Origin of the sequence: Marinobacter salicampi, assembly GCF_011074795.1 — a bacterium.
GTDB classification, from domain to species: domain Bacteria; phylum Pseudomonadota; class Gammaproteobacteria; order Pseudomonadales; family Oleiphilaceae; genus Marinobacter; species Marinobacter salicampi.
This window is the reverse complement of record NZ_JAAMPF010000004.1, coordinates 67,075-93,701: the sequence shown is the minus strand read 5'-3', so window position 1 is coordinate 93,701 and position 26,627 is coordinate 67,075. Positions and strand designations below refer to the sequence as shown.

Genomic DNA, 26,627 nt, shown 5'->3' with positions numbered 1-26,627 from the left:
TTAGAATACCGGCCTGTCACGCCGGGGGTCGCGGGTTCGAGTCCCGTCCGCTCCGCCATTTTTTTCTCCCCTCGCATCCAGCTTCTATTGCAGCAACAGAATTCATGGGCTGCACTTTCTGCTATCTGTATTTTTGCTCATTCAACTGTCATCGGTCTGTCATACACAATGGTTTATTGTTTTCTCGTCTATAACGGCAATCTTTAACGCCAGGGAGATAAAAACCATGAGTGACTATGAAGAAGAGCTGATCGATATCCAGTGTGAGGAATACGACGACGAACTGGACGACGCCGTTGAAATGTAGGGCCCGGCCGCCCGTCTGTTTTTTGCGCATCTGAAACAGGCTCAGATACCTTTTCTGACCTGCTCGTCGAAAAACCGCTTCCTGTGTTCCCCTGGACTGAAGCCAAACCATCGCCTGTAGGCCTTATGAAAGGCTGGCGGACTGGAAAACCCCAGTAACCAGGCAATCTCAGAGAAGGCTAGGCGCGTTTCCCGGATATAATCCAGAGCCAGATCTTTTCTTGTGTCGTCCACCAGTGCCCGATACCCGACACCTTCCCCTGCCAACCTTCGCTGTAACGTCCAGGGTGCCATACCAAGCTCCACCGCAACCTCTTCCAGGCCCGGTGCTTCGCCTTCCAGTAGCGATGCCAGCTTTTCCCGTACCCTGTCCTGGATGCCCCAGCCCGCCCGCAAGCGTTGCAGGTCGCGGTCGCAGTCACCCTTCAGTAATTTGAACATCGCGGCTTGAGCCTGCCGGCACGGGGCTGAAATCACCTCAGGACGAACGTAAATGCGGTTGTGCTGAGCGCCGAAGGTGACCGGGCAGCCGAACCAGGCCTCGAACGCTTCTTCATATCCTCTGGCAGCGTATTCGATCTCGACCCTGGCCAGGACCGCATCCGTGCCCGCGAACACACGGGCAAGTCGGGTCCAGGCAGCGAGCACAGAGTCCACCACAAAATAATTAAAAATGTTATAGGGCCGTATGGAGTAGAACTGCGCGTAGCCCTCATCAAGGTCCATGCGGGGCTGACCCCGGCTGTTCTGACTGGTGAGCAGGTCGTAGCGCAACAGGGTGGCAAGGGCGGAACCTACATCAGGCGCCGCCTGTGCTGCCAGGCCGGCTCGACCGGCGTCCAGCGGGCGGGTGAGCTCACCCATGCTCAACCCGAGGGTGGGCTCGCTGGTAAGTTCGATGGCGGCCTGTCCCAGGCGCATGAACCGGGGAATGCTGATACGGGCGTCCGGGGCAGTTACCAGGCTCTCACCAAGCCCGAACTGGTCCAGCAGCGGCTGCGGATTGGCGCCACGACTCTTCACCGCGCGCGCCATGACGGCGACGTAAAGAACACTGATATCCCCCAGCAGATTGCGAGGCTTAGCACGGCGCTGATTCATATTGTCTGACAAGTCGTCTGAAGATAATAAAATGTTATTTGAAGATATTGTTAGTGGCAAGCCGGAGGGCTAACTTAGCACCGGTTTCGTAATACCTGGCAATCGCTCGATCTGATCAACCCGACAGCCTTGATCACTCTGATAAAGAGGAATACCCGAAATGACAGCCACGACTTTCGCCCCTGGCGCAACCAAATACCCCCATCTGCTTGCGCCCCTGGACCTGGGCTTCACCACGCTGCGTAATCGTACCCTCATGGGGTCAATGCATACGGGTCTGGAGGAAGCGAAAAACGGGTTTGAGCGCCTGGCAGCATTTTATACAGAGCGGGCCCGCGGCGGTGTGGGTCTTATTGTGACCGGGGGGATAGCGCCCAACCCGGAAGGCGGGGTATTCCAGCACGCAGCTAAAATGGACACCCGGGAGGAAGCCGAGCGACACAAGCCGGTAACCCAGGCGGTGCATGAAGCCGGTGGTAAAATCTGCATGCAGATCCTCCACGCCGGGCGCTACGCCTACCACCCCGAACTGGTCGCTCCCTCTGCCATCCAGGCGCCCATCAATCCGTTTACACCCAAGGAGCTGGATGAGGCCGGGATCGAAAAACAGATCCAGGCCTACGAAGACTGCGCCGCCCTGGCTCAGGAGGCCGGCTACGATGGCGTCGAGATCATGGGTTCCGAGGGCTACTTCATCAATCAGTTCATCGTGGCTCACACCAATCACCGGACCGATCAATGGGGTGGCAGTTACGAGAACAGGATCAGGCTGCCTCTGGAGATCGTGCGTCGGGTCCGCGCCCGTGTTGGCCGGAACTTCATCATTATCTACCGGTTGTCGATGCTCGATCTGATTGAAGATGGCAGCACCTGGGAGGAGGTGGTCCAGCTTGCCAAGGCCATTGAGCAGGCGGGTGCGACCATCATCAATACCGGTATTGGCTGGCATGAGGCCAGGGTGCCGACTATCGCCACCTCCGTGCCCCGGGGTGCCTTTACCAAGGTAACCGCCCGTCTGAAGGCGGAAATCAGCATCCCCCTGGTCACCACCAACCGGATCAACATGCCGGATGTGGCCGAGAAGATTCTCGCCGAAGGCGACGCTGACATGATTTCCATGGCCCGACCGTTCCTGGCTGATGCCGACCTGGTCAACAAGGCGGCGGCCGACCGTGCCGGAGAAATCAACACCTGTATTGGTTGTAACCAGGCGTGTCTGGATCATACCTTCAGCGGCAAGCTGACCTCGTGTCTGGTGAACCCACGGGCCTGCCACGAGACCGAACTGTCCTACATGCCAACCTCATCCCCGCGTTCTATTGCCGTGGTAGGGGCGGGGCCGGCTGGTCTTGCCTTCGCCATGGTCGCTGCCGAAAGAGGCCACAGGGTTACTCTGTTCGATGCCGGCAGTGAGTTGGGTGGCCAGTTCAACATCGCCAAACGTATCCCCGGTAAGGAAGAGTTCTACGAAACCCTGCGTTATTTCACGGTGATGCTGGACAAGCACGGGGTGGACATCCGGCTGAATAGCCGTGTTGATGTGGCAGAACTCAAGGCCGGTGGCTTCGATGACGTGATCCTGGCAACCGGTGTGGCGCCGCGGACCCCGGCCATCGAGGGTATCGATCACCCCAAGGTTATGGGCTATCTCGATGCCATTCTGGAGCGCAAGCCGGTCGGCCGAAGTGTAGCCGTGATCGGGGCGGGGGGCATCGGGTTTGACGTTTCCGAGTTTATTGTCCATCAGGGCACATCGGCAGCCCTGGATACAGCCCACTTCATGAAGGAATGGGGCGTGGATCTGACCGTGGCGCACAGGGGCGGTATTGCCGGTATGGAAGCGCAGTTGCCTGAGCCTGCCCGGGAGGTCTACCTGCTGCAGCGGAAAACCTCAAAGGTAGGTAAGGGGCTGGGCAAGACTACCGGCTGGATCCACCGGACCTCGCTCAAGCACCGCCAGGTCCAGATGTTGCCTGGGGTCACTTACCGGAAAATTGACGACGATGGCCTTCACATAACGGTTACCCCCAAGGGAGCCGATCAGGGCATCGACAAAGTGCTAGCGGTGGATACCATCATAATCTGTGCGGGCCAGGAGCCCCTGCGGGAACTGCAGGCGGGCCTGGAGCAGGCCGGGCTGAACGTGCATCTGATCGGCGGCGCCGACGTGGCTGCGGAGCTGGATGCAAAACGGGCCATCGACCAGGGCAGCCGGCTCGCTGCCGAAATCTGACACTGAATCCTTAGTTTCTGACTGCCTCCGGTCAAAGCGCTACCTGGGCCCGGCTTATTGTGTCGTAATACACGATATGTTGGGCTTTTTTTGCGCGTGTTGAACACAAAACGTTTCAGTTTTCCGCCTCCCTGTTAGGCCGACTCTGACTACAATGGTGCGAGACGTCATGTATTAATGTGATCAGGTGCCATAATGTCGGAACGAATCGGGTCATTGGTGCGTCTGTCCTCAGGGGTTTCTTGCGGGGGTTTTCAATGGGTTTTGCCGATCAGGCTGCCGAAGGGTATTCGGCCGTCTTTCTGATGGATGGTGCGCTGGTGTCCCGCCAGATGCGTGCATCTGAATTCGGTGCCTTCCTGGATGGCTATGTCGGGCTTTCCGACCTTGCTGACACTGACGTACGCGCAGTTTACGTGGTGATGGGAAAAGACCTGCGAATACGGTCGCTGGTCTTTTTCCGCATCTATTTTGATGAAGAGGGCCGCGCTGACAGCCACTGGAACTTGCCGGTAGAGGCGCTTGCCGAACAGGGTGCCAAAGGGCCTGACCTTGGGGGTGGCGCGATTCGTCTCGTCTGCCGCAGCCAGTGCCCGCATCCATCCCTCGCGGATCAGTTATGGGACCCGGACATGGCCCCGGGCAGTAACCATTTCCAGACCATTCGCAAGGCAGTCGACGCCAACACTCTCAAGCTGAAGAAAGCCGAAGTTCAGGACCCAGACGAGAACATTCCGGTGCTGCGCGGTGCTCTCAACAAACCCGTCAGTGCCGCCGAGGAGCCCGAGGCCGCCGCCCAGCGGGCCCGCCTGGCCCAGATGATCCGTGAGCAGCGGCTGAGAATCAAAACCCTACAAAGTGTGCATCGGGATGCCCTGTCTGACATCCAGCGTGAACACCGGCTTGAAATGCAGGCCCTGCGAGGCGAAATGGCGGAGCTGGAGCAGAAACTCCAGCGTCAGCGGCTTACCAACGAGCAGCTCAAGAAACGGCTTGCCGACCGCAACGAGCAGTATCTCGCCATCCAGCAGAAAATGGGCCAGCAAGCCGATTCCCGCAGCCAGGAAAGCAACAACAATTTTGCCGAAGTGGTCTTGCTGCGGGAACAGCTCGAGCGTAAACAGCGTGAGCTGGAAATGCGCAATGACAAAATCGTCCTGCTTGAGCAGGAGAGCTACGAATTGCAGCACCGTGAACCGGTAGACGGCTCACTGATGCAGCAACTCAGCGATCAGACCGTGTTTCTGGTGGCCTACCATGCCGGGGTTGGGCATCTGACCCTGCATTTTACCGACATTGAACGCTATTTTGAAAATCCCACGGCCTATGCAGCGGAAAAGTGCGGTCTGAATGAGCCCGCTTACAAGGATTGGCTGGAGCACTACGAGAACCCGGGCTGTCGCCACAAGCACAAGAGCGGCAAGCCCTGTGCAGAGCCCCTGATGAGGGTCAGTCAGCCCGCCGAGTTCCATCCTGGCCGGGATGATCGCTGTGAGGCCCATAAGACCGAGGCACCCGCCACAGCCTGACGTCTATCTATTGGTACCGCTGTCTTCAAGCTCTATCTCTGGCGTGGCCAGTGGTCGGGCACCACAAAGCACCTCGATATTTCCTCAAAGCCGCGGCCATCCTCACGGGCCACCATTTTCGCGAACAGCCCGGGTCTTCCGGCCTCGGCCATGGTGGCCAGCGTATGTGAGGTCAGTTCCGGGTCCGGTGGCGAACAAGACTGGTAGGGGCCCAGCCAGTGTGGCTTCTTGAGTGCGGTCCAGTCCTTGGTGTGACCGGTTTCCAGCAGACCCTGACGTATCCAGCTACCCCTCTCGTGGCCTGGGTTGACCCACGCCGGGGTCTGTACCGGCGGGCCGGGAACCACCGGATAGAACAGATTCCCGGGCATGACAATCACCGGCTCTATGTCTACGCCAAGGCCGTGGGGTGCCATCTTAGCCAGGGTTTCGGGCCGCTGTGTCATGGTGGCCTGGTGGTTCTTCATGCGCTGGGCCTTCAGGTCCAGACGGTCCTGGGCATTCGGCCCGTACCAGAGCGTTGTGCCGTTTTCCTCCAGCCCCAGGTAGAACTTGATCGCAACTTCATGATGCTGGATCGCCCCGGTTACCGGATTGCGTACCACGAAATCCAGTTCCCCCAGGGTACGGCCGGTGACATCACGGATGGCCACGTTCCGCAACAGAACCTCCCATCCCAGGATATGGGTGAGGAAAAATTCATAAAGGCTCTCGAAGTACTGCCCCAACCTTGGGGACTTGTTACAGTTAAGGCAGGTCAGCAGGGGCTCCGGGCGCTGGTCGAGCGCCGTCAGTATCGGCGCAAGGTCAGCGGGTATGGTCGCAGCCAGGGGCCGCACCAGCGGACCGGTGATCAGTTGCGGAGCCTGGCATAGCCACGCCAGATGCCTGACAGCTGCCGTGTTCCAGAATTGAGGCGGTTCAGATTTCATTGCGGTGTGCTCTCATTGTTGCCTTCGGAGCGTTGCCTGTGGTTCAGGTCCGGCGATCTTTTTCAGAATCATTCCGTAATTCTGTAAGATGTGGCCATCAATTCCCAGGCATGGGCGGACAGTGTCCCGTCAAGCTTCAATCTACAGGAATTTTCATGGATCAATTCAGGAACATTGGCGTCATTGGGCGGATGGGCAGTGTCAAGGTGGTGGAGTCCCTGCGCCAGCTTCGTACCTATCTGGTCAACGAGAATTATCACGTCATTCTGGAGTCTGACACTGCGACCATGCTGCCGGGCCACGGGCTGCAGGTAGCCAGTAAGAAGCTGCTCGGTGAGATCTGTGACTTGGTGATCGTTGTCGGTGGCGACGGCAGTCTCCTGGGTGCGGCCAGGGAACTGGCCAAATCGAAGATTCCCCTGTTGGGCGTCAACCGCGGGCGCCTGGGCTTCCTCACTGATATTTCGCCAGCGGATCTTGAAGAACGGCTGGGCAAGGTGCTGCAGGGAGAGTACATCGAAGAGCACCGGTTCCTGCTGGATGCCAACGTTGAGCGCAATGGTCAGCCGCTGGGCTATGGTACAGCCCTTAACGACGTTGTGCTGCACCCGGGGAAATCAACACGAATGATCGGGTTTGATCTCTATATTGATGGCCACTTTGTTTATAGCCAGCGCTCTGACGGGCTGATCGTGGCCACTCCCACAGGGTCGACAGCCTATTCGCTCTCTGCCGGGGGGCCCATCATGCACCCCAAGCTGGACGCCATTGTGCTTGTGCCTATGTTCCCCCACACACTCAGCAGCCGGCCCATCGTGGTGGACGGCAAGAGCGAGATCAAACTTGTCATCGGTGATACCAACGAAACCTACCCGCAAATCAGTTGTGATGGTCAGATGGACATATCCTGCGCCCCCGGCGACATCATCCGCATTACCAAAAAACCGTTCAAGATCCGCCTGATCCATCCGACCGACCATAATTTCTACGCGACCTGCCGCGAAAAGCTGGGCTGGGCGAGCGAGATAGCAGCGAGCTGATGATGACACCCAAGAAAGCGGCTCGCCGCGGCTACGACATTATCGGTGATATCCATGGCTGCGCTCATACCCTGGAGCTCCTGCTCGGGCAGATGGGCTATCGCAAGGTCAATGGCATCTATCAGCATCCGAAGCGCCAGGCAATATTCATCGGCGATATCATCGACCGTGGGCCACGCATCCGTGAGTCCCTGCATCTGGTTCGGGACATGGTGGACCATGGCTCCGCCCAGATCGTCATGGGCAATCACGAATATAATGCCCTGGGCTACTGCACCCGGGCCCGGGCCGGTAGCGGGCATAAATGGTTGCGGGAGCACAATGCCAGGCATGACCGCCTGATCAGGGAGACACTGGAGCAGTTTGCCCATTACCCCCATGAATGGAATGAGTTCCTGGAATGGTTCTACACCATTCCGCTCTTTATAGAGGAAGACGATTTCAGGGCCGTACACGCCTGCTGGGACCGTGACCTGATTGAGAAATTCAAGCGGGTACAGGGGGGCAACCAGATTGATGAAGATTTCCTCCATGCCTCATCTGCCATCGAATCCTTTGCCGGCCAGGTCATGGATACGCTTTTGAGGGGGACCGATCTGAGGTTGCCGGAGGGACTGTCCATTTCCAGTCGCGATGGCTACACCCGGCAATTTTTCCGCACCAAGTTCTGGGCTGACAATCCCCAGACCTACGCCGATGTGGTATTTCAGCCTGACCCACTGCCTGAGTCCATTGCCCAGCGGCCTCTGACAGCGGCTGAACGTAAACAGCTTCGGACTTATCCGCCCGAGGAAAAACCGGTGTTTGTCGGGCATTACTGGATGGAGGGCGAACCGGCGCCACTGAAGCCCAATGTAGCGTGTATTGACTACAGTGCCGTCAAGTACGGCAAACTGGTTGCCTACCGAATGGATGGAGAGCGCGTACTGTCACCGGATAAATTCGTCTATGTGAATGTCGAAAGGCCGGAACGTTACGATGGCAATCAAACCGAAGACAGCGTCTCAAGGTGATGGTATGTATCGCGTAAAGCAGATTGATACGGATATCGACCTCATCGGTTTCAGTACCTGGCTTCGGGAACAGGGTGTTGAGCACCGGATCACCGAAGAGGGCGGGCAGCAGGTCTTGTGGCTGGAGGATTCCGCCCACGCTGAGCCCGTACTTCGGGCCATGGAGCAGTACCTGGAGGACCCCGGGGTAAGAGAGGCGGTTACCACGGTTAACGAGTCGCCCGTGTTCGTGCGGGGACGCTGGCAACCTTCGCCCCGGCATGCGCCGATCGTGCTGGCCAGTATTGTGTTTGCGGTGGTCATGGCCTGGCTCACCGGCCTCGGCCAGACCCAGCTGGCTTACGTGCTGATGATCATCGACCCCCAGCAGCATGACTGGAACACAGTGGGCCAGCGGATGTCGGCTCTTACGGAAACCTTTGCCGGGGGAGAATTATGGCGGCTGATAACGCCGGCTTTTCTGCACTTCAGCTGGCCTCACATCATTTTTAATTCCGTCATGCTCTGGTTTTTGGGCAGCCAGATCGAGTGGTTTGATGGTCGGGGTCGACTTATTGCCCTGTTTTTCGTCACCAGTGTCCTGTCCAATAGCTTGCAGTTCGTGGTGTCCGGCCCCTTGTTCGGGGGGTTGTCAGGCGTGGTCTACGGAGTGCTGGGTTATTGCTGGTTGAGCCAGCAACGTCAGGTCCGCTTCCAGTTTCCACCGGCATTGATTGTTTTTGCGGTGGCGTGGATGCTGATCGGGTTTACGCCATTGCCGGTTATGCTGGGTATGGGATCCATGGCGAACGAAGCCCATCTGGGCGGCTTTCTGGCGGGCCTGCTGATGGCGGTACTCATGCCCCCACCAAAAAAAAGCCCCGCTTGAGGGCGGGGCATTAAAAGAGCCGTTAAGCTCCTGATGAGAGAGACCAAATGGCAAACGACCGTGTTGTCATCTGGTTTAATAATGATAATCGTTATCATTTAACTGGGTCAAGCTCTTTTTGGAGGAAATTTGCCCATGACTTACGATGAACTGATCGAACGGCTGGACCCGGCGGTCTACGCCAGCCTGAAACGCGCGGTCGAACTCGGCAAATGGCCCGATGGCCGGCGGATTTCGGACGAGCAGAAGGCGATCTGTCTTGAGGCCGTGATTTACTATGAGAACCGTCATGACATACCTGAGCAGGAACGGGTGGGCTATATCGAACCCAAAAAGCGGGCGGACAGTAAAACTGGTCGGGACGATGATACTTCTCCGGTGCGTATTCTTAATTGAGGCAAAGCTTTGACTGCAGCTATTGATGTATCGGGCCGGCTGAGCAAGATGCCGGCCCAGCCGGGGGACCCTGTGACCTATACCCTGAAAGTCGGGGATACGCGTCTTCCGCTTAATGATCTTGTCGGGCGCCATGTGCAGATCGATTACGAAGGCACCATCCGGTGTATTCACTGCGATCGGAAAACCAACAAGAGCTTTAGTCAGGGCTACTGTTACCCGTGCTTTAAAAAGCTCGCGGCCTGTGACACCTGCCTAATGAGTCCAGAGCGGTGCCACTACCATCTGGGCACGTGCCGCGAGCCCGAGTGGGGCGAAACCCACTGTCTGACCGGCCATGTGGTCTACCTGGCGAACTCCTCGGGCCTCAAGGTGGGCATTACCCGGGCCTCCCAGGTACCCACTCGATGGATCGACCAGGGCGCCATTGAAGCCGTGCCCCTGCTGGCGGTTGCCAACAGGCGTCTTGCCGGGCTGGTGGAGGTCATTTGCAAGCAGCACGTGGCGGACCGGACCAACTGGCGTACCATGCTCAAAGGTGGCGTGGCCAGTATCAACATGGCCGAGGCCCGGGACGAATTGCTGGCAAAGATCCGGCCCGAACTTGAAGCCTTGCGTGCAGAGCATGGCTCCGACGCCCTGAAAGAGGTCAACAAGGAGGTCTTGACGCTGGGCTACCCTGTTGAGGTCTGGCCTGAGAAGATCAAGACTCACAATCTCGACAAGAACCCCACGGTCCAGGGCATTCTGCAGGGTATCAAGGGTCAGTATCTGTTGCTGGATACCGGCGTGATCAATATTCGTAAATACACGGCTTATCACGTTCGGCTAAGGGTTCACTGACCGTCAGTCTGACGTCCCGACAACAGGGCTTTTTTTCAGCCGCGGGTACCTGGAGCTAAACCACAAAGCAATTGCCTGGAGAAACGTACATGCGAACCAGCCAGCCAAAAACCATTTACCTGAGCGAGTATCAGGTGCCCGCGTATCTTGTGGATCACGTGGATCTGCGCTTTGAGCTCTTCGAGGAAGGCGCACGGGTTCACAGTACGCTCAGCGTGCGGCGTAATCCCGAGTCCCCGAACAGATCCGGCCAGTTTGAACTTGATGGCGACAGCCTCCTGAAACTGGAAAGCGCCGCCCTTGACGGACGAGCACTGGAGGAGGGGGAGTACACCGCTGGCAGTAGCGGGATGGTGGTTCCCGGGGTACCTGACGAGTTCGAACTGAACGTTGTCACCTGGCTTGAGCCCCAGAACAATACCCGTCTGGAAGGGCTGTACAAGTCCTCTGGTATGTTCTGCACCCAATGTGAAGCCGAAGGCTTTCGGTGCATTACCTACTTCCCCGACCGTCCGGACGTGATGTCCCGGTATCGCACGCGCGTGGAAGCGGACCTTGCACACTATCCGGTTCTGCTGTCCAACGGCAACGACGTGGACCGTGGCGAGCTGGGCGACGGCCGGCACTTCGTTACCTGGGAAGACCCCTTCCCCAAGCCGAGCTATCTGTTTGCTCTGGTGGCCGGCGACCTGGTTGAGAAGAAAGATGCGTTTACCACCGAATCCGGCCGCGAAATCGACCTGCGCATGTACGTGGAGCCCCGCAACGCCCAGAAGTGTGACCACGCCCTGGCCTCGCTAAAACGTGCCATGCGTTGGGATGAGGAAGTTTACGGACGGGAGTACGACCTCAATATTTTCATGATCGTGGCGGTTGACGATTTCAACATGGGGGCCATGGAGAACAAGGGTCTGAACATCTTCAACTCGTCCTGTGTGCTGGCAAGCGAAGACACAGCCACTGACATTGCGTTTGAGCGCATCGAGTCGATCGTTGCCCACGAATACTTTCACAACTGGTCCGGTAATCGCGTCACCTGCCGCGACTGGTTTCAGCTCAGCCTGAAGGAAGGCTTTACGGTGTTCCGGGACACCGAGTTCTCCTCAGATGTGGGCTCGGCGACGGTCAAACGCATAGAAGATGTAACCATGCTGCGTACCGCCCAGTTTGCCGAGGACGCAGGACCTATGGCCCATCCGGTGCGTCCGTCCTCCTATATGGAAATAACCAATTTCTACACCCTGACCATTTACGAAAAAGGCGCTGAAGTGGTGCGTATGATCCGCACTCTGCTCGGGCCGGAGCTGTTCCGCCAGGGCAGTGACCTGTACTTTGACCGCCACGATGGGCAGGCGGTGACCACTGATGACTTCGTCCGCGCCATGGAAGATGCCAGTGGTCGGGATCTGAGTCAGTTCAGGCTCTGGTATGAACAGGCGGGCACGCCGGTGCTGAAAGTCACCGACGACTACGACAGTGCCCGGGGCGTATACAGTCTTACCATCAGGCAGCATATCCCCGACACACCGGGCCAGAAGAACAAGCTGCCCCAGCACATTCCCTTCGGTGTCGGCCTGCTCGACAGCCACGGCAATAGCCTTCCTTTGCAGATGTCGGCCTCTGATGAGGCGGAGATCACCGAACGCGTGCTGGAGCTGACGGACGCCGAGCATATCTTTGAATTTCATGGTCTGGCGGAACGCCCTGTACCGTCGTTGCTGCGGGGTTTCACGGCCCCGGTGCGCCTGGTTTACCCGTGGACACGGGAGCAATCGATGTTCCTGATGAGCCACGACCCGGACGGCTTTAATCGCTGGGATGCGGGTCAGCGCTTGGCAGTGGATGTGATCAATTCGCTGGTAGGCAAGCCATCCGAGACGCCGGTAGAGCCAAGGCTGGTTACCGCCTACCGTTCCCTGATCAGCAATGCCGAGCTGGACCAGGCGCTGGTAGCCAAAATGCTGCTGTTGCCAAGCGAGGCTTACCTGTTCGAGATAACGGACGAAGCCGATGTCCAGGCCATCCATACCGCCCGTAACCGGGTCCTGAACGAGCTTGCCCTGACCCTCCGGGATGAGTTGGTGGCCTGCTATCACCGTAACCACCAGAGCGGTCCCTATGAGCTCACACCTCAGGCGATAGCCCAGCGGGCCCTGCGCAACACCGCCTTGGCCTGGCTGCTCCACATCAATGACGACGAAGGCCGCGAACTCGCCCTCAGGCAATTCCAGGAGGCGGGCAATATGACGGACCAGTCAGGGGCCCTGCGAGCGCTGGTGAACTCTGATTTCGAGGATGATCGTGAGCGCGCCCTGGAATCCTTCTACCAGCAATGGCAGAAGGACCCGCAGGTAATTGAACAGTGGTTTTCCATCCAGACCTCAAGCCCCAGGGCAGGGCGGCTTGCCAATGTCCGTGCCTTGCTTGAGCATGAGGCCTTCGACTGGAAAAACCCGAACAAGGTTCGTTCGGTTATCGGCGGCTTTGCCGGTCAGAACCTTGTCCAGTTCCACAATCCAGACGCTTCAGGTTATCAGTTCCTTGCTGAGCAGATCTGTCGGCTCGATGACAGCAATCCGCAGATTGCCGCCCGGCTTGTGTCACCGCTGACCCGGTGGCGGAAATTTGCCCGCCTCTACCGGGAAGGCATGAAAGCTGCCCTCGAGAAGGTCAGGGACAAGGAAGGGCTGTCAGCGGACGTTTATGAAGTGGTCCATAAAAGCCTCGCAGACTGAGTTTGGTGGTTCGCAGCGTCTGTTAAAGGCGTTGCGAACTGATACAAAATCGCACTTTCGGTCGATGGACAATGCCCCGCGATACGCTAACCTTTGAAGGTCTAGTAGCGTTGGTATCTACAACAACTGCAACTATAACAATTAGAGCCGAAAAGGCTTTCAGACGCATGTAGGTAGGGTTACCAAAAATGAGAAACAACAAGAACTGGCTTCTCGGCAGTCTTCTCGCTTTGTCCGTCGCAAGTACTTCTGCGACCGCTGCGGTATCGAGTAGCGAAGCAGCACGTCTTGGCGATGAACTCACCCCCTTCGGGTCGGTAAAGGCCGGCAACGAGGCAGGCACCATCCCGGCCTGGACCGGCGGGCTTACCGAGGCGCCTGATGGCTATAAAGGCTCCGGCCAGCATCATATCAACCCATTTCCTGACGACCAGGTTCTGTTTACCATCAATGCCCGTAATGCCGATCAGTACAGCGAGTTTCTGTCTGATGGCGTGAAGGCGATGCTGGATACCTACCCTGCCAGCTTTGAGGTCCCGGTCTACCAGTCCAGGCGTACCCATGCGGTGCCCGAATTTGTCGAAAAGAACACCCGTGAAAACGCCACCAGCGCCACCATCGTTGGCGAGGGTGAAGGTCTGGACGGCGCTTTTGGCGGCTACCCCTTTCCGATCCTGCACGGCAATAACGAAGAAAAGGCCTGGCAGGCCATCTGGAACCACCTGACCCGGTGGCGTGGCATTTCCATTACCCGTCGTTCCAGTGAAGTGGCCGTCCAGCAGAGTGGCGACTATTCCCTGGTGACATCCCAGCAGGAAGCCTTCTTCAACTTCTACAATCCGGAAGGCAGTGAAAGTGAGCTGGAAAACATCATCTTTTACTACCTCTCGTTTACCCAATCACCACCACGCCTGGCCGGTGGCGCCATTCTGGTCCATGAAACCCTGAACCAGATCGTCAACCCCCGCAATGGCTGGGGCTACAACGCAGGTCAGCGCCGGGTCCGCCGTGCTCCGAACCTGGGTTACGATTCCCCGATCGCGGCTGCGGATAACTTGCGCACAGCGGACGACACCGACATCTTCAACGGTGCTCTGGACCGGTACAACTGGCGTTATGAAGGCATGCGGGAAATGTACATTCCGTACAACAACTATACCCTTGGCAAAAAGGGCCTGCCTTACTCTGAAATTCTTGGTGTTTCACATCTGAACCCGGAACTTACCCGCTGGGAGCTGCACCGGGTGCATGTGGTTGAGGCGACGCTTAAAGACGGCGCCCGTCATATTTACGGCAAGCGCAGGTTCTATATTGATGCTGACAGCTGGAACACCGTCCTACTGGACCAGTACGACGGTCGTGGCGCGCTCTGGCGGGTCACCATGGGTATGCTCAAGAACTACTATGAGCTCCCTGGGGTCTGGACCGCACTGGAAGTGTTCCATGATCTGCAGGCACGGCGATACCATGTGCTTGGCCTCGACACCGAAGAGCCCAAAACCCGGGTCTTCACCGACGACGTACCGAACAAGCGCTACTACTCGCCAGCCTCTCTGCGACGCAGGAGCGTTCGCTAAAACGTAAGGTTCCGAATAATATACGTTTTCTGGCCGACAAATGCTGGCACCCGAAGGGGCGTCAGCATTTGTCCTGTCAGGAGGTCATCACCGAACTCACACTATTAAGGCAATCTGAATGGCTACACGGTTAACGCGCAAGACTATCGGAGCGGTTTGCCTCGGGGTTTCCCTTGCTGCAGCTGCTCCTTCGGCGGTTGCTGTCGGGGATCTGCTGGAGACGCCAGCACGTGAAACCCAGCTTGCAACCGAATTTCTGCTCACGGACATTACACGGGCGGGTGACAGGCTGGTGAGCGTTGGTGAGCGTGGCCATATTATCTATTCAGATGATCAGGGCACTACCTGGACCCAGGCAGAGGTTCCTGTCTCGGTTACCCTCACCGGGCTTTCCTTTCCTGACGCAACCCATGGCTGGGCGGTAGGCCACAGCGGTGCTGTACTCCATTCGTCGGACGCCGGGGAAACCTGGGAGCTGCAGTTGGACGGAATGCAGGCTGCGGAGCTGGCGATAGAGGCCAAGAAAGAGCGTGTTGCTGAGTTCGAAGAAGAGATCGAGCAAGCGCCGGAAGAAGAAAAGGCTGATATGGAGTGGGCTCTGGACGACCTGATGTTTTCCCTGGAAAACCAGCAGGCCGATCTTGAGATCGGGCCCGTCAATCCCTTCCTGGGCGTGTGGTTCGAAGACGAGAATCACGGTTTTGTGATTGGCGCCTACGGCATGACCTTTCGCACCACTGACGGTGGTGAAACCTGGCAGGACTGGACAGGCAGGCTGGCTAACCCCAGCGGTTATCATCTGAACGCCATTACTGAATTGACCGGTGGTGCACTGGTTATTGTTGGTGAGGCGGGCCTGGTTCTGGTGTCAGCCGACAATGGCGAGACCTGGGATGCCCGGGAAACACCGTACACAGGCTCATTCTTTGGTGTTATCGGTACCGGCAAGGTCAATGAAATGCTGGCCTTCGGCCTGAGGGGCAACATCCTCTTCTCCGCTGACCTGGGGAAAAATTGGAAGACCGTGCCGGGCGGCGAGTCTACCTCGACCCTGAATGACGGCGCTGTGACGGACGGCGGCAGGATCATTCTGGTAGGCAACGGAGGCGCGGTGCTTGTCAGTACGACAGGGGGCGAAACCTTCAGAAGCTATTTCCGTACAGACCGGGAAGGTGTGATGGACGTGATGCCGGTGTCGGAAACCCGTCTTGTGCTGATTGGCGAGCAGGGCGTAAGCCACGCCGATGAGAACGGAAAGAATCTGTAAATCACGCCCTGATGTGGCAAGAACCGAAAGAATAAGAGGGTCTTTGAATGTCCAACCCGAAGCATGACAAGGGCGAGCATTACCTGACGACACCGAAGGCTGAGCCCTTCCTTGAACGTCTGATTTTCAACAACCGGGTGGTCATACTGATCGCCTTTGCACTGCTCACGCTGTTCCTGGGCTATAACGCGATCAAGATCCAGCCGGATGCCAGTTTTGAGCGGATGATTCCCCTTGAGCATCCATACATCGTCAACATGCTTGAGCATCGGGATGATCTTGAGAACCTGGGTAACTTCGTCCGTATTGCCGTAGAGGTAAAAGAGGGCGACATATTTACCCAGGAATACATGGAAACCCTTAAGGAGATCACCGATGAGGTGTTCTACCTTAACGGCGTAGACCGTTCCGGCCTCAAGTCCTTGTGGACCGCCAACGTCCGCTGGGTCGAGGTGACCGAACAGGGCTTTCAGGGCGGCACGGTTATTCCTGATGGCTATGACGGTTCGAGGGATAGCCTCGAGCAGCTGCGCCAGAATATCCTGCGCTCAAGCGAAGTAGGGCGCCTGGTAGCTGACAATTTCAAGTCAGCTGTGGTGTATGCACCGCTATATGAATCAGATCCGGAAACCGGCGAACCCCTGAACTATGCAGAGTTCTCCAAGAACCTGGAAGAGAAGATCCGTCAGAAATACGGGGAGAACAACCCCAACATCGAGATTCACATCGTTGGCTTCGCCAAGAAAGTAGGCGACCTGATCGAAGGCATTGGTTCAATTGCCTACTTCGCCGGCATTACCATTTTGCTGACCACGCTGCTGCTGTTCTGGTACTCCCGGTGTCTGGCCGGCACGCTGGTGCCTGTGTTCTCATCGATCATTGCCGTGTTCTGGCTGTTGGGGACACTTCGGGTACTGGGTTATGGGCTCGATCCCTATTCGGTTCTGGTGCCCTTCCTGGTCTTTGCCATCGGGATCAGCCACGGGGTTCAGATCGTAAACGCCATGGCTATAGAGGCCGCCAAGGGCTTCGATCCCATGATGGCAGCAAGGCTTGCGTTCCGGGCCCTGTACATACCCGGCATGCTGGCACTTATCTCCGACGCCTTCGGCTTCCTGACGCTGCTGTTTATTGAGATTGATGTCATCAAGGACCTGGCGGTCGCCGCTGGCCTGGGCGTGGCCATTGTCATTATCACCAACCTCGTGCTCCACCCGCTGATCATGTCCTACATCGGCATCACCAAAGGTGGTGTGCGTCATGTACAGAACCACGGTGAAAAGCAGGATCGCAAGTGGCGCATCATGTCCTACTTTGCGCACCCCAGCGTGGCGCCCATTTCTCTGCTTATCGCAGTGGTTGGTCTCGGTCTCGGCCTGTATTACAAGCAGGACCTGAGGGTGGGTGACCTCGATCAGGGAGCGCCGGAATTGCGTGCGGATTCAAGGTATAACCTGGACAACGCGTTCATGATCGACAACTACTCCACCAGCTCGGACGTGCTTGTGGTGATGGTCAAGACGCCGGTCGAGCAGTGCACCCAGTACAGTGTCCTGAGCGCCATGGATCGTCTCCAGTGGGAGCTTCAGAACACGCCTGGTGTACAGTCATCAGCCTCCTTGGCGGACGTGTCGAAGATTGTGACCAAGGCCCTGAACGAAGGTAACTGGAACTGGTACGAGATCTCCCGCAACCAGACCATTATCAACGCATCGATTCGTGAAGCTCCGGCTGGTCTGATCAATACCAACTGTAGCCTGACACCGGTGCTGGTCTTCCTGGAAGATCACAAGGCCGAAACCCTGGAGACTGTGGTTGAGCAGGTTGAAGCCTTTGCCTCCGAACACAGCAACGAAGAGCATACGTTCCTGCTTGCGGCCGGTAACGCCGGGGTAGAGGCGGCCACCAACGAAGTCATTGCCAGCGCCAAGAACATGATGCTGCTCTTCGTTTACGGTGTGGTGAGTTTCCTGTGCTTCCTGACCTTCCGTTCGATCAGGGCCGTGCTTTGTATCGTGGTGCCCCTGGGGCTGACCTCGATCCTGTGTGAAGCAATCATGGCGGTGTCGGGCATCGGCATCAAAGTGGCGACGCTGCCGGTTATCGCTCTGGGCGTTGGTATCGGGGTCGACTACGGCATTTACATCTACAGCAAGCTGGAGCATTACCTGCTTGAAGGCAGGACGTTGCAGGATGCCTATTTCGAGACCCTGCGCTCGACGGGTAAAGCAGTCATGTTTACCGGTGTGACCCTGGGCCTTGGTGTTGTGACCTGGATATTCTCGCCTATCAAGTTCCAGGCCGACATGGGCTTCCTGCTGTTCTTTATGTTCCTTTGGAATATGATCGGCGCCATTTGGCTGCTGCCCGCACTGGCCCGGTTCCTGTTGCGTCCGGACCGGATGGTGGCAAAGGCAAGAGCAGCTAAGTAATTACCGAAGTATCCACTTGAAGCCCGCGATAGCGGGCTTTTTTTTCGCCTGCTCATATAGTTAGCAAGCTAGAGCCTGCTTTATTTAATGACCGTTTTGAACTATGTTTCAAAAGCGAAAGACGCATGTGCCTGTCAAAAAGCGACAGGTAACTTAAAAATAACGAGGAAAAAAGGAAGCTCTCATGGCTCTTCGACAGAAATTCTCTTCTCTTGCCATCGCGGCTGCTATCGGCCTGGCTGGCACGTCCGGCGCCGCCACTGCGGAAGAACAGCAGTTCATTACCATTGGTACCGGCGGTGTCACCGGTGTTTACTATCCCGCGGGGGGAGCAATCTGCCGCCTGGTGAATATGGATCGCAAGGACCACGGCATCCGTTGCTCGGTGGAAAGCACCGGTGGCTCCATCTATAACCTGAACGCAATCCGCCAGGGCGAACTGGATCTGGCGGTCGCCCAATCAGACTGGCAGTACCACGCCTACAACGGCACCAGCGAATTTTCCGATGACGGCAAGAATGAGAAGCTGAGAGCAGTCTTTTCCCTGCATCCTGAGCCGTTCACAGTAGTGGCCAGCAAGGACTCCAATATCAAGACCTTCGAAGACCTGGAAGGCAAGCGGGTATCGGTTGGCAACCCGGGCTCCGGTCAGCGTGCAACGGCTGAGGTATTGATGGAAGAAATGGGCTGGACCATGGACAAATTCTCCCTGGCCGCTGAGCTCAAGGCCGCAGAGCAGTCACAGGCACTGTGTGACGGCAATATCGATGCGTTCTTCTACACCGTTGGACACCCATCCGGGGCCATCAAGGAAGCAACGACTTCCTGCGACAGCGTGATCGTCAGCGTAGACAACGAAGCCACCAAAAAGCTGGTTGATGAAAACCCCTACTATCGCGTTGCCACCATTCCGGGTGGCATGTATCGCGGCAACGACGAAGACACCACCACCTTCGGTGTCGCGGCCACGTTCGTGAGCTCTTCCGATGTTCCGGATGAAGTTGTCTACCAGGTTGTTAAAGCGGTATTCGAGAACTTCGACAGCTTCAAGCGCCTGCATCCGGCATTTGGCAACCTCGAGAAACAGGAGATGGTATCTGACGCCCTGAGCGCACCGCTGCACTCCGGTGCCGAGAAGTACTACAAAGAAGCCGGCCTGCTGTAAACAGCCGGGCATGTAAATGGGACCGGGCGGCAGACTGTCGCCCGGTCTTTTTCTGACACGCTGAAACTGCACGACAGGATGTGATTATGGCGAAGGCTGAGCGCTCAGGCTCTGACACCGCAGATGTCGACAAGGACAAGATAGCGGAAGTACTTCAGACCGAAACCGGTGGGCGAGCCCTGACCGGACCGGCGGCAACCCTGCTGTTCATTGTGCCGGTGTGCTGGTCCCTGTTTCAGCTCTGGATAGCGTCGCCTTTACCTTTTATCCTGGAAATCGGAATTTTCAACTCCACCGAAACCCGATCCATCCACCTGACGTTCGCGGTATTCCTGGCTTTCACCGCTTTCCCGATGCTCAAGCGCAAACACCAGATTGAGCGGATACCGATTTACGACTGGATACTGGCTTTGGCAGCGTCATTCGCGGCCGGCTACCTGTTCCTGTTCTACGACCAGCTGTCTTCCCGTCCCGGCGACCCTACCGACTTTGATATCGTCGTTGCCCTGGGCGGGCTGGTACTTCTGCTGGAAGCGACCAGGCGTTCTCTTGGTTTGCCTCTGGCCATAGTCGCGGCCGTGTTTCTGTTTTATTCGCTGGCCGGCCCCTACATGCCGGCAGTGATAGCCCACAAGGGCGCGAGTCTGAGCAAGCTGGCGTCACATCAGTGGCTGGGGACCGAGGGGGTGTTTGGCGTGGCCCTGGGCGTCTCGACCAGCTTTGTGTTTCTCTTCGTGCTGTTTGGTGCACTGCTCGAAAAAGCCGGTGCCGGCAATTATTTTATCAAAGTGGCCTATGCCTGCCTCGGACACATGCGTGGGGGACCTGCCAAGGCCGCAGTCGTGTCCAGTGGTTTGAGTGGGGTGATTTCCGGCTCGTCCATTGCCAACGTGGTGACCACTGGCACCTTTACCATTCCTCTAATGAAGCGGGTCGGCTTTCCGGCCACCAAAGCAGGTGCTGTTGAGGTTGCGGCCTCCACCAATGGTCAGCTTACGCCGCCCATCATGGGCGCAGCTGCGTTCCTGATGGTGGAGTATGTGGGCATTCCGTACCTGGAAGTCATCAAAGCCGCCATCCTGCCTGCGATGATTTCCTACATCGCCCTTATCTATATCGTCCATATTGAGGCCTGTAAGCTGAAAATGCGGGGAATAGAGCCGCCGAATCGGCCCTCTCTGGCCCGGCGCATGCTTAACTGGGTGGTGCTGTTGCTCGGGCTCTGCGTGCTGACCCTTGCGGTCTACTATGGTATCGGCTGGCTCAAGACGCTTCTGGGGGACCAGGCCCTGTGGGTGCTCGCGCCGGCTATGATCCTCGCCTACCTGGGGCTTGTGGCTTACTCCGCCAGTTTTCCCAAGCTGGAAATCGACGACGCCTCGACCGACATGACCAGTCTGCCCGAGGTAGGGCCTACGGTTAAAACCGGGCTTTATTTCCTGCTGCCGGTCGTCATGCTGGTGTGGTGCCTGACTGTGGAACGATTCTCGCCCCAGCTGTCCGCGTTTTGGGCCACAGTGTTCATGATCATTATCGTCCTCACTCACCGACCTCTGCAGGCGTTCTTCCGCAAACATGGTTCGCTTGGCGAAGCTTCCAGGCTTGGTCTTCAGGATTTTGTGCATTCCCTGGCGACTGGCGCCCGTAACATGGTTGGCATCGGTGTTGCGACAGCAACGGCCGGCATAGTGGTGGGTACCGTTACGCTCACCGGTATCGGTCTGGTGATGACCGAGTTTGTCGAATTCATTTCGGGCGGCAATCTGTTGCTGATGCTGATCTTTACGGCAGTGATCAGTCTGTTGTTGGGGATGGGCCTGCCCACCACTGCAAACTACATTGTAGTTTCCACTCTGATGGCACCTGTAATTGTGACCCTGGGGGCAGAAAATGGCCTGCTGGTGCCTCTGATCGCGGTCCACATGTTCGTCTTCTACTTCGGCATACTGGCGGACGACACGCCGCCCGTGGGGCTGGCCGCCTACGCGGCGGCCGCGATTTCCGGGGCTGACCCGATCCGGACAGGTATCCAGGGTTTCACCTACGATATCCGTACAGCCATCCTGCCCTTCATGTTTATCTTCAACACCCAGTTGCTGTTGCTCGGCCTCACAGGCTGGTTAGACCTTCTGGTTACCGTTGTGAGCGCAGTCATTGCCATGCTGGCATTTGCGGCGGCTACCCAGGGCTACTGGCTCACCAAAAGCTACCGCTGGGAGTCGGCGCTGCTCGTGCTGATTACGTTTACGCTTTTCCGCCCGGGCTATTGGTGGGACATGATGTATCCGCCAACGGAAGAGCGACCGGGGAGTAAGATTGTCGAGTATATAGACCAGATACCAGCTGACGACATGACGGTTCTAAAGGCTTCGGGCATCAGTATCGATGGGAACGAGGTATCCACCTATGTTCAGCTTGAGGTGCCGAGCGGCGAGACACCCGAGGAGCGCCTTATGGCGGCCGGGCTTGAGTTGTCCCCCAGGGATGACGGCCGCATGGATGTGGAATTCGTCCAGTTTGGCAGCCCGGCGGAGGACGCCAGGCTCCAGTTCGGCTGGACCATTGACGCTATTCAAGTGCCCCTTGGTCGCCCTCCCAAGGAGTGGATGTTCATTCCGGCGCTGGTGCTTCTCGGACTGATCGCCTTCAATCAGCTGCGGCGTCGTACAGACGAGGACAGGGGAGGCTATGCCACTGAAAGCGCCTGAAATGCCGGCGTATGTATGACAACATCAGCGGTGAGCTGATACACTCGCGGGCTGTCAAGCCGCGATGGTAGCGCGGCGCCTGTAAAACATGTGGTCTCTGGTACGGATCACCGCTGATAGGAGTTGTTACTGATGCCCGTTGTTACTCTGCCTGATGGCAGTCACCGCAGTTTTGCTGAACCCGTTTCCGTTCATGACGTTGCCGCAGATATTGGCGCCGGACTGGCGAAGGCCGCCCTGGCTGGCCGGGTCAACGGCCAGCTGGTGGACACCAGCTATCGGATCGATGAAGACGTCGACCTTGCCATCGTCACCGAGCGTGACGAAGACGGAGTGGACGTTATTCGCCATTCCACCGCACATCTTCTGGCCATGGCAGTGAAAGACCTGTTTCCTGAAGCCCAGGTGACCATCGGCCCGGTGATCGACAACGGTTTCTATTACGACTTCAAGTACGACCGCCCGTTCACCAACGAAGATCTGGCGCGCATCGAAAAACGTATGGAAGAGCTGGCCAGACAGGATATTCCGGTGGCTCGCTCCGTGCTCTCCCGTGACGAAGCCGTGAAGCTTTTCCAGGACATGGGCGAGGAGTACAAGGTCCGGATCATCCAGGATATTCCTGGCAATGAAGATCTGTCCTTTTACCGGCAGAGCGACTTCATTGACCTCTGCCGCGGGCCCCATGTGCCCAATACCGGCAAGCTCAAGGCTTTCAAGCTGACCAAGGTGGCCGGCGCCTACTGGCGGGGCGACACCAGCAACGAGCAATTGCAGCGTATCTACGGCACAGCCTGGGGCAACAAGAAAGAGCTCAAGGCCTACCTGAACCGTCTTGAAGAGGCTGAAAAGCGGGACCATCGCAAGATCGGCAAGAAGCTGGACCTGTTTCACATGCAGGAAGAAGCCCCCGGGATGGTGTTCTGGCACCCAGACGGCTGGACCATCTATCAGGCCATTGAGCAGTACCTGCGTGAAAAGCTGCGCCGTCATGGCTACCAGGAAATCCGCACGCCCCAGGTGGTGTCCAGGGTGCTGTGGGAGCAGTCAGGCCATTGGGACAAGTTTGGCGATGACATGTTCACCACCACGTCCGAAAAGCACGATTTTGCCATCAAGCCGATGAACTGCCCCTGCCATATACAGGTCTTCAATCAGGGTCTTAAAAGCTACAAGGATCTGCCTCTGCGGCTGGCTGAATTCGGCTCCTGCCATCGTAACGAAGCCTCCGGCGCACTTCACGGCCTGATGCGGGTCCGTGGTTTTACCCAGGATGACGCGCATATCTTCTGTGAAGAAGACGCCATTCAGGATGAGGTTTCCAAGTTTATCGAGCTTCTGCATGAGGTATACTCGGATTTCGGCTTCTCCGAGATCCTGTACAAGCTCTCGACCCGGCCCGAAAAGCGAGTGGGTTCCGATGAGGTCTGGGACAAGTCCGAGGCTGCCCTGGAGCAGGCCCTCAACCGCGAAGGGGTTGATTGGGAGCTTTTGCCGGGTGAGGGGGCGTTTTACGGACCGAAAATCGAGTTTTCACTGAAAGATTGCATCGGTCGGGTGTGGCAATGCGGTACTATACAGGTTGACTTCTCGATGCCCGGGCGCCTCGGTGCCCAGTACGTGGCTGATAATTCCGAGCGTCGTACGCCGGTTATGTTGCATCGTGCGGTGCTGGGTTCCTTCGAGCGCTTTATCGGCATACTGATCGAAGACTACGAAGGGGCATTCCCGACCTGGCTGGCCCCAACCCAGGTTGCGGTGCTGAATATCACGGACAATCAGCGGGATTTCTGTGAGAAAGTGGCAAAAAACCTCGATTCTTTGGGGTATCGGGTTAATGCTGACTTGAGAAACGAGAAGATCGGCTTTAAAATCCGCGAGCATACAATTAACAAGGTTCCGTTTTTGGCGGTAGTCGGTGACAAAGAAGTTGAAACCGGCTCGGTCGCCGTCCGCACCCGAAAAGGGGAGGATCTCGGAACCATGACGCTGGAAGCGTTCGGTGCCCTGTTGGCCGAAGAAGTTGAGCGCAAAGGCAAAACCAAGACGGAGAACTGATTATTAAACAGCGAGCGAATCGGAGCCGCGCACCACGCGCGTTAATCAATGATAACATTCAAGCCAAAGAAGTCCGGTTGATTGATGCCGAAGGCGAACAGGTCGGAATAGTCCCGATTGAGGATGCCCTCAAACAAGCGGAAGAAGCTTCTCTGGATTTGGTTCAGATCACCGATTCCGATCCGGTCGTCTGTAAGATCATGGACTTCGGGAAGAAGATCTTCGAAGAGAAGAAAGCCAAAGCAGCTGCCAAGAAAAAGCAAAAGCAGGTGCAGGTGAAAGAACTGAAGTTCCGGCCAGGAACTGAAGAAGGGGATTATCAGGTAAAACTACGCAACCTGATACGTTTCCTTGAGAACGGGGACCGCGGCAAATTGACTATCCGCTTCCGTGGACGTGAGATGGCACACCAGGAAATCGGTATGAAGCTCATGAATCGGATCGAAGCGGATATTGAGGAACTGGCCCAGGTAGAACAGCGGCCGAAAATGGAAGGCCGCCAGATGACCATGGTCGTGGCTCCCCGTAAAAAGAAGTGATTCTGACTGAATCATGATTTCCCCCGTTGTTGCGGGGGATTTGTCGTTCAGGATCACTGTTTGACGTAAAGTCTAATCAAAAGAGAATGCGGAGTTAAAAATGCCCAAAATGAAAACCAAAAGCGGGGCCACGAAGCGGTTCAAAAAGACCGCTACCGGCTTCAAGCACAAGCAGTCCTTCACCAGTCATATTCTGACCAAGAAGAGCCCCAAGCGTAAGCGTCAGCTCCGCGGTACCAAGCTGATCGCGAAATCCGATGTGGCTTCTATCAGACGTATGATCGCGCTTTAAAGCGCATACTGGATATTGAGAAGGATTAAAGTATGGCTCGTGTAAAACGTGGTGTCGTCGCTCGTCGTCGTCACAAGAAGATTCTTAATCAGGCCAAAGGTTACTACGGCGCTCGCAGCCGTGTGTACCGCGTTGCCAAACAGGCGGTTATCAAGGCCGGTCAGTACGCGTACCGTGACCGTCGCAACCGCAAGCGCTCATTCCGCGCCCTGTGGATCGCGCGGATCAACGCTGGTGCCCGTGCCAACGGTCTGTCATACAGCCGTCTGATTGCTGGCCTGAAAAAGGCGAACGTTGAAATCGATCGTAAGGTTCTGGCCGATCTGGCCATGAACGAGCAGCAGGCCTTTACTGCTGTTGTCGAAAAGGCAAAAGCGTCCTTGACGGCTTAAGCTCTTTCATCGATGGTCGATCGATAAGGTTCCTCTTTCCGGGGAGCCTGGTAATAGGGGAAGAGCATGCTCTTCCCCTATTTTTGTTAGGGCTATACCATTTTCAAATGGGCTACGGTCCTTTTGCCGCAGCAGCTTCAGCGCCCACATTCTGATTTGGAGCAGGGTCAATGGAAAACCTTGAACAGCTTGTTCAGGACGGTCTGGCAGCGGTTGAACAGGCAGACAGCCTGCAGCAGCTTGATCAGGTGCGTGTGGATTATCTCGGCAAGAAAGGCCTGCTCACCCAGCAGCTCAAATCCCTCGGCCAGCTCAGTGCTGAAGAGCGTCCTGCGGCCGGCCAGAAGATCAACGACGCCAAGGCCCGGGTCCAGCAGGCGATTACCACCAGAAAAGACCAGCTTGAGACGGCGGCGATCGACCAGAAGCTTGCTGCCGAAGCCATTGATGTGACGATTCCGGGGCGGGGCCAGGACCTGGGAGGCCTGCACCCGGTAACCCGGACACTGCAGCGCATCGAGCATTTTTTTGCAGGCGCCGGCTATACCGTGGAGCAGGGGCCGGAGATCGAAGACGACTATCATAACTTCGAGGCACTGAATATTCCCGGCCACCATCCGGCGCGTGCGATGCACGACACCTTCTACTTCGACCCGGGCACCTTGCTTCGCACCCATACCTCACCAGTTCAGATCCGCACCATGGAAGCGTCGAAGCCGCCTTTTCGGATGATTTGTCCTGGCCGGGTCTACCGCTGTGACTCGGATATGACTCACACGCCCATGTTCCATCAGGTTGAAGGCCTGCTGGTTGAGAAAGACGTCAGCTTCGCCGATCTCAAGAGCACGGTGGAGGAGTTTCTTCGGGTGTTTTTCGAGCGTGACCTGGCAGTAAGGTTCAGGCCGTCCTATTTTCCGTTTACCGAGCCTTCGGCCGAAGTGGATATCGAATGGGGCAGGGAAGACGATGGCAGCATCAAGTGGCTTGAGGTCATGGGATGCGGCATGGTTCACCCCAAGGTGTTCAAGCACTGTGGTGTGGACGCCGAGGAGTACCGCGGGTTCGCTTTCGGGCTTGGGGTCGAGCGTCTGGCCATGCTGCGCTACGGCGTGACGGACCTGCGTATGTTTTTCGACAATGACCTGCGTTTCCTGCGGCAATTCCGCTGATCGAACACGCATCAGTCCATAACAGCATCATC

At 57.0% G+C, this 26,627-nt stretch carries 21 protein-coding genes; 19 read left to right on the top strand and 2 right to left on the bottom strand.

What is annotated here, in order from left to right; all coding sequences use genetic code 11:
* The first annotated feature begins 133 nt into the window (after positions 1 to 133).
* On the top strand, positions 134 to 307 hold the full coding sequence (locus G7W63_RS01910) for a hypothetical protein (protein WP_166252318.1): 174 nt from the start codon (positions 134 to 136) through the stop codon (positions 305 to 307).
* Between the two features lie 41 nt (positions 308 to 348).
* On the opposite strand, the gene G7W63_RS01905 is transcribed toward G7W63_RS01910, so the two are convergent.
* Positions 349 to 1,407 carry an AraC family transcriptional regulator gene (locus G7W63_RS01905; protein ID WP_166252315.1) on the bottom strand — a complete coding sequence of 353 codons (1,059 nt, stop codon included), beginning with the start codon at positions 1,405 to 1,407 and terminating at the stop codon, positions 349 to 351.
* A gap of 160 nt (positions 1,408 to 1,567) precedes the next feature.
* Between G7W63_RS01905 and G7W63_RS01900 the strand changes: the two genes are divergently transcribed.
* Together G7W63_RS01900 and G7W63_RS01895 are read left to right on the top strand one after the other, a co-directional pair.
* A complete protein-coding gene (locus G7W63_RS01900) occupies positions 1,568 to 3,640 on the top strand; it encodes an NADPH-dependent 2,4-dienoyl-CoA reductase (protein WP_166252312.1) in 2,073 nt (690 codons plus the stop codon).
* A gap of 257 nt (positions 3,641 to 3,897) precedes the next feature.
* On the top strand, positions 3,898 to 5,169 hold the full coding sequence (locus tag G7W63_RS01895) for a DNA repair protein (protein ID WP_166252309.1): 1,272 nt from the start codon (positions 3,898 to 3,900) through the stop codon (positions 5,167 to 5,169).
* A gap of 32 nt (positions 5,170 to 5,201) precedes the next feature.
* Here the strand turns inward: G7W63_RS01895 and G7W63_RS01890 are convergent, their stop codons facing one another.
* Complete coding sequence (locus G7W63_RS01890) at positions 5,202 to 6,101, bottom strand: DUF1853 family protein (RefSeq protein ID WP_166252306.1); 900 nt, start codon at positions 6,099 to 6,101, stop codon at positions 5,202 to 5,204.
* Positions 6,102 to 6,256: 155 nt separating this feature from the next.
* On the opposite strand from G7W63_RS01890, the gene G7W63_RS01885 reads away from it, so the two are divergent.
* The 16 genes from G7W63_RS01885 to pheS all read left to right on the top strand — a co-directional run bounded on the left by G7W63_RS01885 (position 6,257) and on the right by pheS (position 26,595).
* On the top strand, positions 6,257 to 7,141 hold the full coding sequence (locus tag G7W63_RS01885; protein WP_166252303.1) for an NAD(+) kinase: 885 nt from the start codon (positions 6,257 to 6,259) through the stop codon (positions 7,139 to 7,141).
* The gene (locus tag G7W63_RS01880; protein WP_166252300.1) at positions 7,141 to 8,154 is read left to right on the top strand and encodes a metallophosphoesterase; all 1,014 of its coding nucleotides are present in this window, start codon (positions 7,141 to 7,143) and stop codon (positions 8,152 to 8,154) included. Before G7W63_RS01885 ends, G7W63_RS01880 begins: the two co-directional genes overlap by 1 nt.
* On the top strand, positions 8,120 to 9,022 hold the full coding sequence (locus G7W63_RS01875; RefSeq protein WP_341273674.1) for a rhomboid family intramembrane serine protease: 903 nt from the start codon (positions 8,120 to 8,122) through the stop codon (positions 9,020 to 9,022). The genes G7W63_RS01880 and G7W63_RS01875 overlap by 35 nt, the downstream gene beginning before the upstream one ends.
* A 135-nt stretch (positions 9,023 to 9,157) precedes the next feature.
* Positions 9,158 to 9,418: a YeaC family protein gene (locus G7W63_RS01870; RefSeq protein WP_166252294.1), complete on the top strand. Its 261-nt coding sequence runs from the start codon at positions 9,158 to 9,160 to the stop codon at positions 9,416 to 9,418.
* A 9-nt stretch (positions 9,419 to 9,427) separates the two neighbouring features.
* Positions 9,428 to 10,261 (top strand): DUF2797 domain-containing protein, encoded by an 834-nt coding sequence (locus tag G7W63_RS01865; protein ID WP_166252291.1) that lies wholly within the window; start codon positions 9,428 to 9,430, stop codon positions 10,259 to 10,261.
* A gap of 89 nt (positions 10,262 to 10,350) precedes the next feature.
* Positions 10,351 to 12,996, top strand: coding sequence for an aminopeptidase N (gene pepN / locus G7W63_RS01860; RefSeq protein WP_166252288.1), 2,646 nt, complete (start codon positions 10,351 to 10,353; stop codon positions 12,994 to 12,996).
* Positions 12,997 to 13,184: 188 nt separating this feature from the next.
* Entirely contained in the window at positions 13,185 to 14,573 is a 1,389-nt protein-coding gene (locus tag G7W63_RS01855; protein ID WP_166252285.1) for a DUF1329 domain-containing protein, read from the top strand.
* Between the two features lie 118 nt (positions 14,574 to 14,691).
* Positions 14,692 to 15,840, top strand: coding sequence for a WD40/YVTN/BNR-like repeat-containing protein (locus G7W63_RS01850; RefSeq protein ID WP_166252282.1), 1,149 nt, complete (start codon positions 14,692 to 14,694; stop codon positions 15,838 to 15,840).
* A gap of 47 nt (positions 15,841 to 15,887) precedes the next feature.
* Entirely contained in the window at positions 15,888 to 18,272 is a 2,385-nt protein-coding gene (locus G7W63_RS01845; RefSeq protein ID WP_166252279.1) for an efflux RND transporter permease subunit, read from the top strand.
* 184 nt (positions 18,273 to 18,456) lie between these two features.
* On the top strand, positions 18,457 to 19,437 hold the full coding sequence (locus tag G7W63_RS01840; protein ID WP_166252276.1) for a TAXI family TRAP transporter solute-binding subunit: 981 nt from the start codon (positions 18,457 to 18,459) through the stop codon (positions 19,435 to 19,437).
* An 86-nt stretch (positions 19,438 to 19,523) separates the two neighbouring features.
* A complete protein-coding gene (locus tag G7W63_RS01835) occupies positions 19,524 to 22,145 on the top strand; it encodes a TRAP transporter permease (protein WP_166252273.1) in 2,622 nt (873 codons plus the stop codon).
* Positions 22,146 to 22,277: 132 nt separating this feature from the next.
* Positions 22,278 to 24,203 carry a threonine--tRNA ligase gene (gene thrS, locus G7W63_RS01830; protein ID WP_166252270.1) on the top strand — a complete coding sequence of 642 codons (1,926 nt, stop codon included), beginning with the start codon at positions 22,278 to 22,280 and terminating at the stop codon, positions 24,201 to 24,203.
* On the top strand, positions 24,200 to 24,742 hold the full coding sequence (infC, locus tag G7W63_RS01825; protein WP_166252336.1) for a translation initiation factor IF-3: 543 nt from the start codon (positions 24,200 to 24,202) through the stop codon (positions 24,740 to 24,742). Before thrS ends, infC begins: the two co-directional genes overlap by 4 nt.
* A gap of 100 nt (positions 24,743 to 24,842) precedes the next feature.
* Positions 24,843 to 25,034, top strand: a complete 192-nt coding sequence (gene rpmI / locus G7W63_RS01820) for a 50S ribosomal protein L35 (RefSeq protein ID WP_166252267.1) — start codon at positions 24,843 to 24,845, stop codon at positions 25,032 to 25,034.
* Between the two features lie 32 nt (positions 25,035 to 25,066).
* The gene (rplT, locus tag G7W63_RS01815) at positions 25,067 to 25,426 is read left to right on the top strand and encodes a 50S ribosomal protein L20 (RefSeq protein WP_166252265.1); all 360 of its coding nucleotides are present in this window, start codon (positions 25,067 to 25,069) and stop codon (positions 25,424 to 25,426) included.
* A 170-nt stretch (positions 25,427 to 25,596) separates the two neighbouring features.
* The gene (gene pheS, locus G7W63_RS01810; RefSeq protein ID WP_166252262.1) at positions 25,597 to 26,595 is read left to right on the top strand and encodes a phenylalanine--tRNA ligase subunit alpha; all 999 of its coding nucleotides are present in this window, start codon (positions 25,597 to 25,599) and stop codon (positions 26,593 to 26,595) included.
* The last annotated feature ends 32 nt before the right edge of the window (positions 26,596 to 26,627 follow it).

Excerpts from the sequence above, each read along its gene's own strand:
- pheS (WP_166252262.1), top strand. The coding sequence starts at position 25,597 with ATGGAAAACCTTGAACAGCTTGTTCAGGACGGTCTGGCAGCGGTTGAA.
- G7W63_RS01870 (WP_166252294.1), top strand. The coding sequence starts at position 9,158 with ATGACTTACGATGAACTGATCGAACGGCTGGACCCGGCGGTCTACGCC.
- rpmI (WP_166252267.1), top strand. The coding sequence starts at position 24,843 with ATGCCCAAAATGAAAACCAAAAGCGGGGCCACGAAGCGGTTCAAAAAG.
- G7W63_RS01845 (WP_166252279.1), top strand. The coding sequence starts at position 15,888 with ATGTCCAACCCGAAGCATGACAAGGGCGAGCATTACCTGACGACACCG.
- G7W63_RS01835 (WP_166252273.1), top strand. The coding sequence starts at position 19,524 with ATGGCGAAGGCTGAGCGCTCAGGCTCTGACACCGCAGATGTCGACAAG.
- pepN (WP_166252288.1), top strand. The coding sequence starts at position 10,351 with ATGCGAACCAGCCAGCCAAAAACCATTTACCTGAGCGAGTATCAGGTG.
- G7W63_RS01905 (WP_166252315.1), bottom strand. The coding sequence starts at position 1,407 with ATGAATCAGCGCCGTGCTAAGCCTCGCAATCTGCTGGGGGATATCAGT.
- G7W63_RS01880 (WP_166252300.1), top strand. The coding sequence starts at position 7,141 with ATGATGACACCCAAGAAAGCGGCTCGCCGCGGCTACGACATTATCGGT.
- G7W63_RS01850 (WP_166252282.1), top strand. The coding sequence starts at position 14,692 with ATGGCTACACGGTTAACGCGCAAGACTATCGGAGCGGTTTGCCTCGGG.
- G7W63_RS01885 (WP_166252303.1), top strand. The coding sequence starts at position 6,257 with ATGGATCAATTCAGGAACATTGGCGTCATTGGGCGGATGGGCAGTGTC.
- G7W63_RS01855 (WP_166252285.1), top strand. The coding sequence starts at position 13,185 with ATGAGAAACAACAAGAACTGGCTTCTCGGCAGTCTTCTCGCTTTGTCC.
- G7W63_RS01840 (WP_166252276.1), top strand. The coding sequence starts at position 18,457 with ATGGCTCTTCGACAGAAATTCTCTTCTCTTGCCATCGCGGCTGCTATC.
- G7W63_RS01900 (WP_166252312.1), top strand. The coding sequence starts at position 1,568 with ATGACAGCCACGACTTTCGCCCCTGGCGCAACCAAATACCCCCATCTG.
- thrS (WP_166252270.1), top strand. The coding sequence starts at position 22,278 with ATGCCCGTTGTTACTCTGCCTGATGGCAGTCACCGCAGTTTTGCTGAA.
- rplT (WP_166252265.1), top strand. The coding sequence starts at position 25,067 with ATGGCTCGTGTAAAACGTGGTGTCGTCGCTCGTCGTCGTCACAAGAAG.
- G7W63_RS01895 (WP_166252309.1), top strand. The coding sequence starts at position 3,898 with ATGGGTTTTGCCGATCAGGCTGCCGAAGGGTATTCGGCCGTCTTTCTG.
- G7W63_RS01875 (WP_341273674.1), top strand. The coding sequence starts at position 8,120 with ATGGCAATCAAACCGAAGACAGCGTCTCAAGGTGATGGTATGTATCGC.
- G7W63_RS01890 (WP_166252306.1), bottom strand. The coding sequence starts at position 6,101 with ATGAAATCTGAACCGCCTCAATTCTGGAACACGGCAGCTGTCAGGCAT.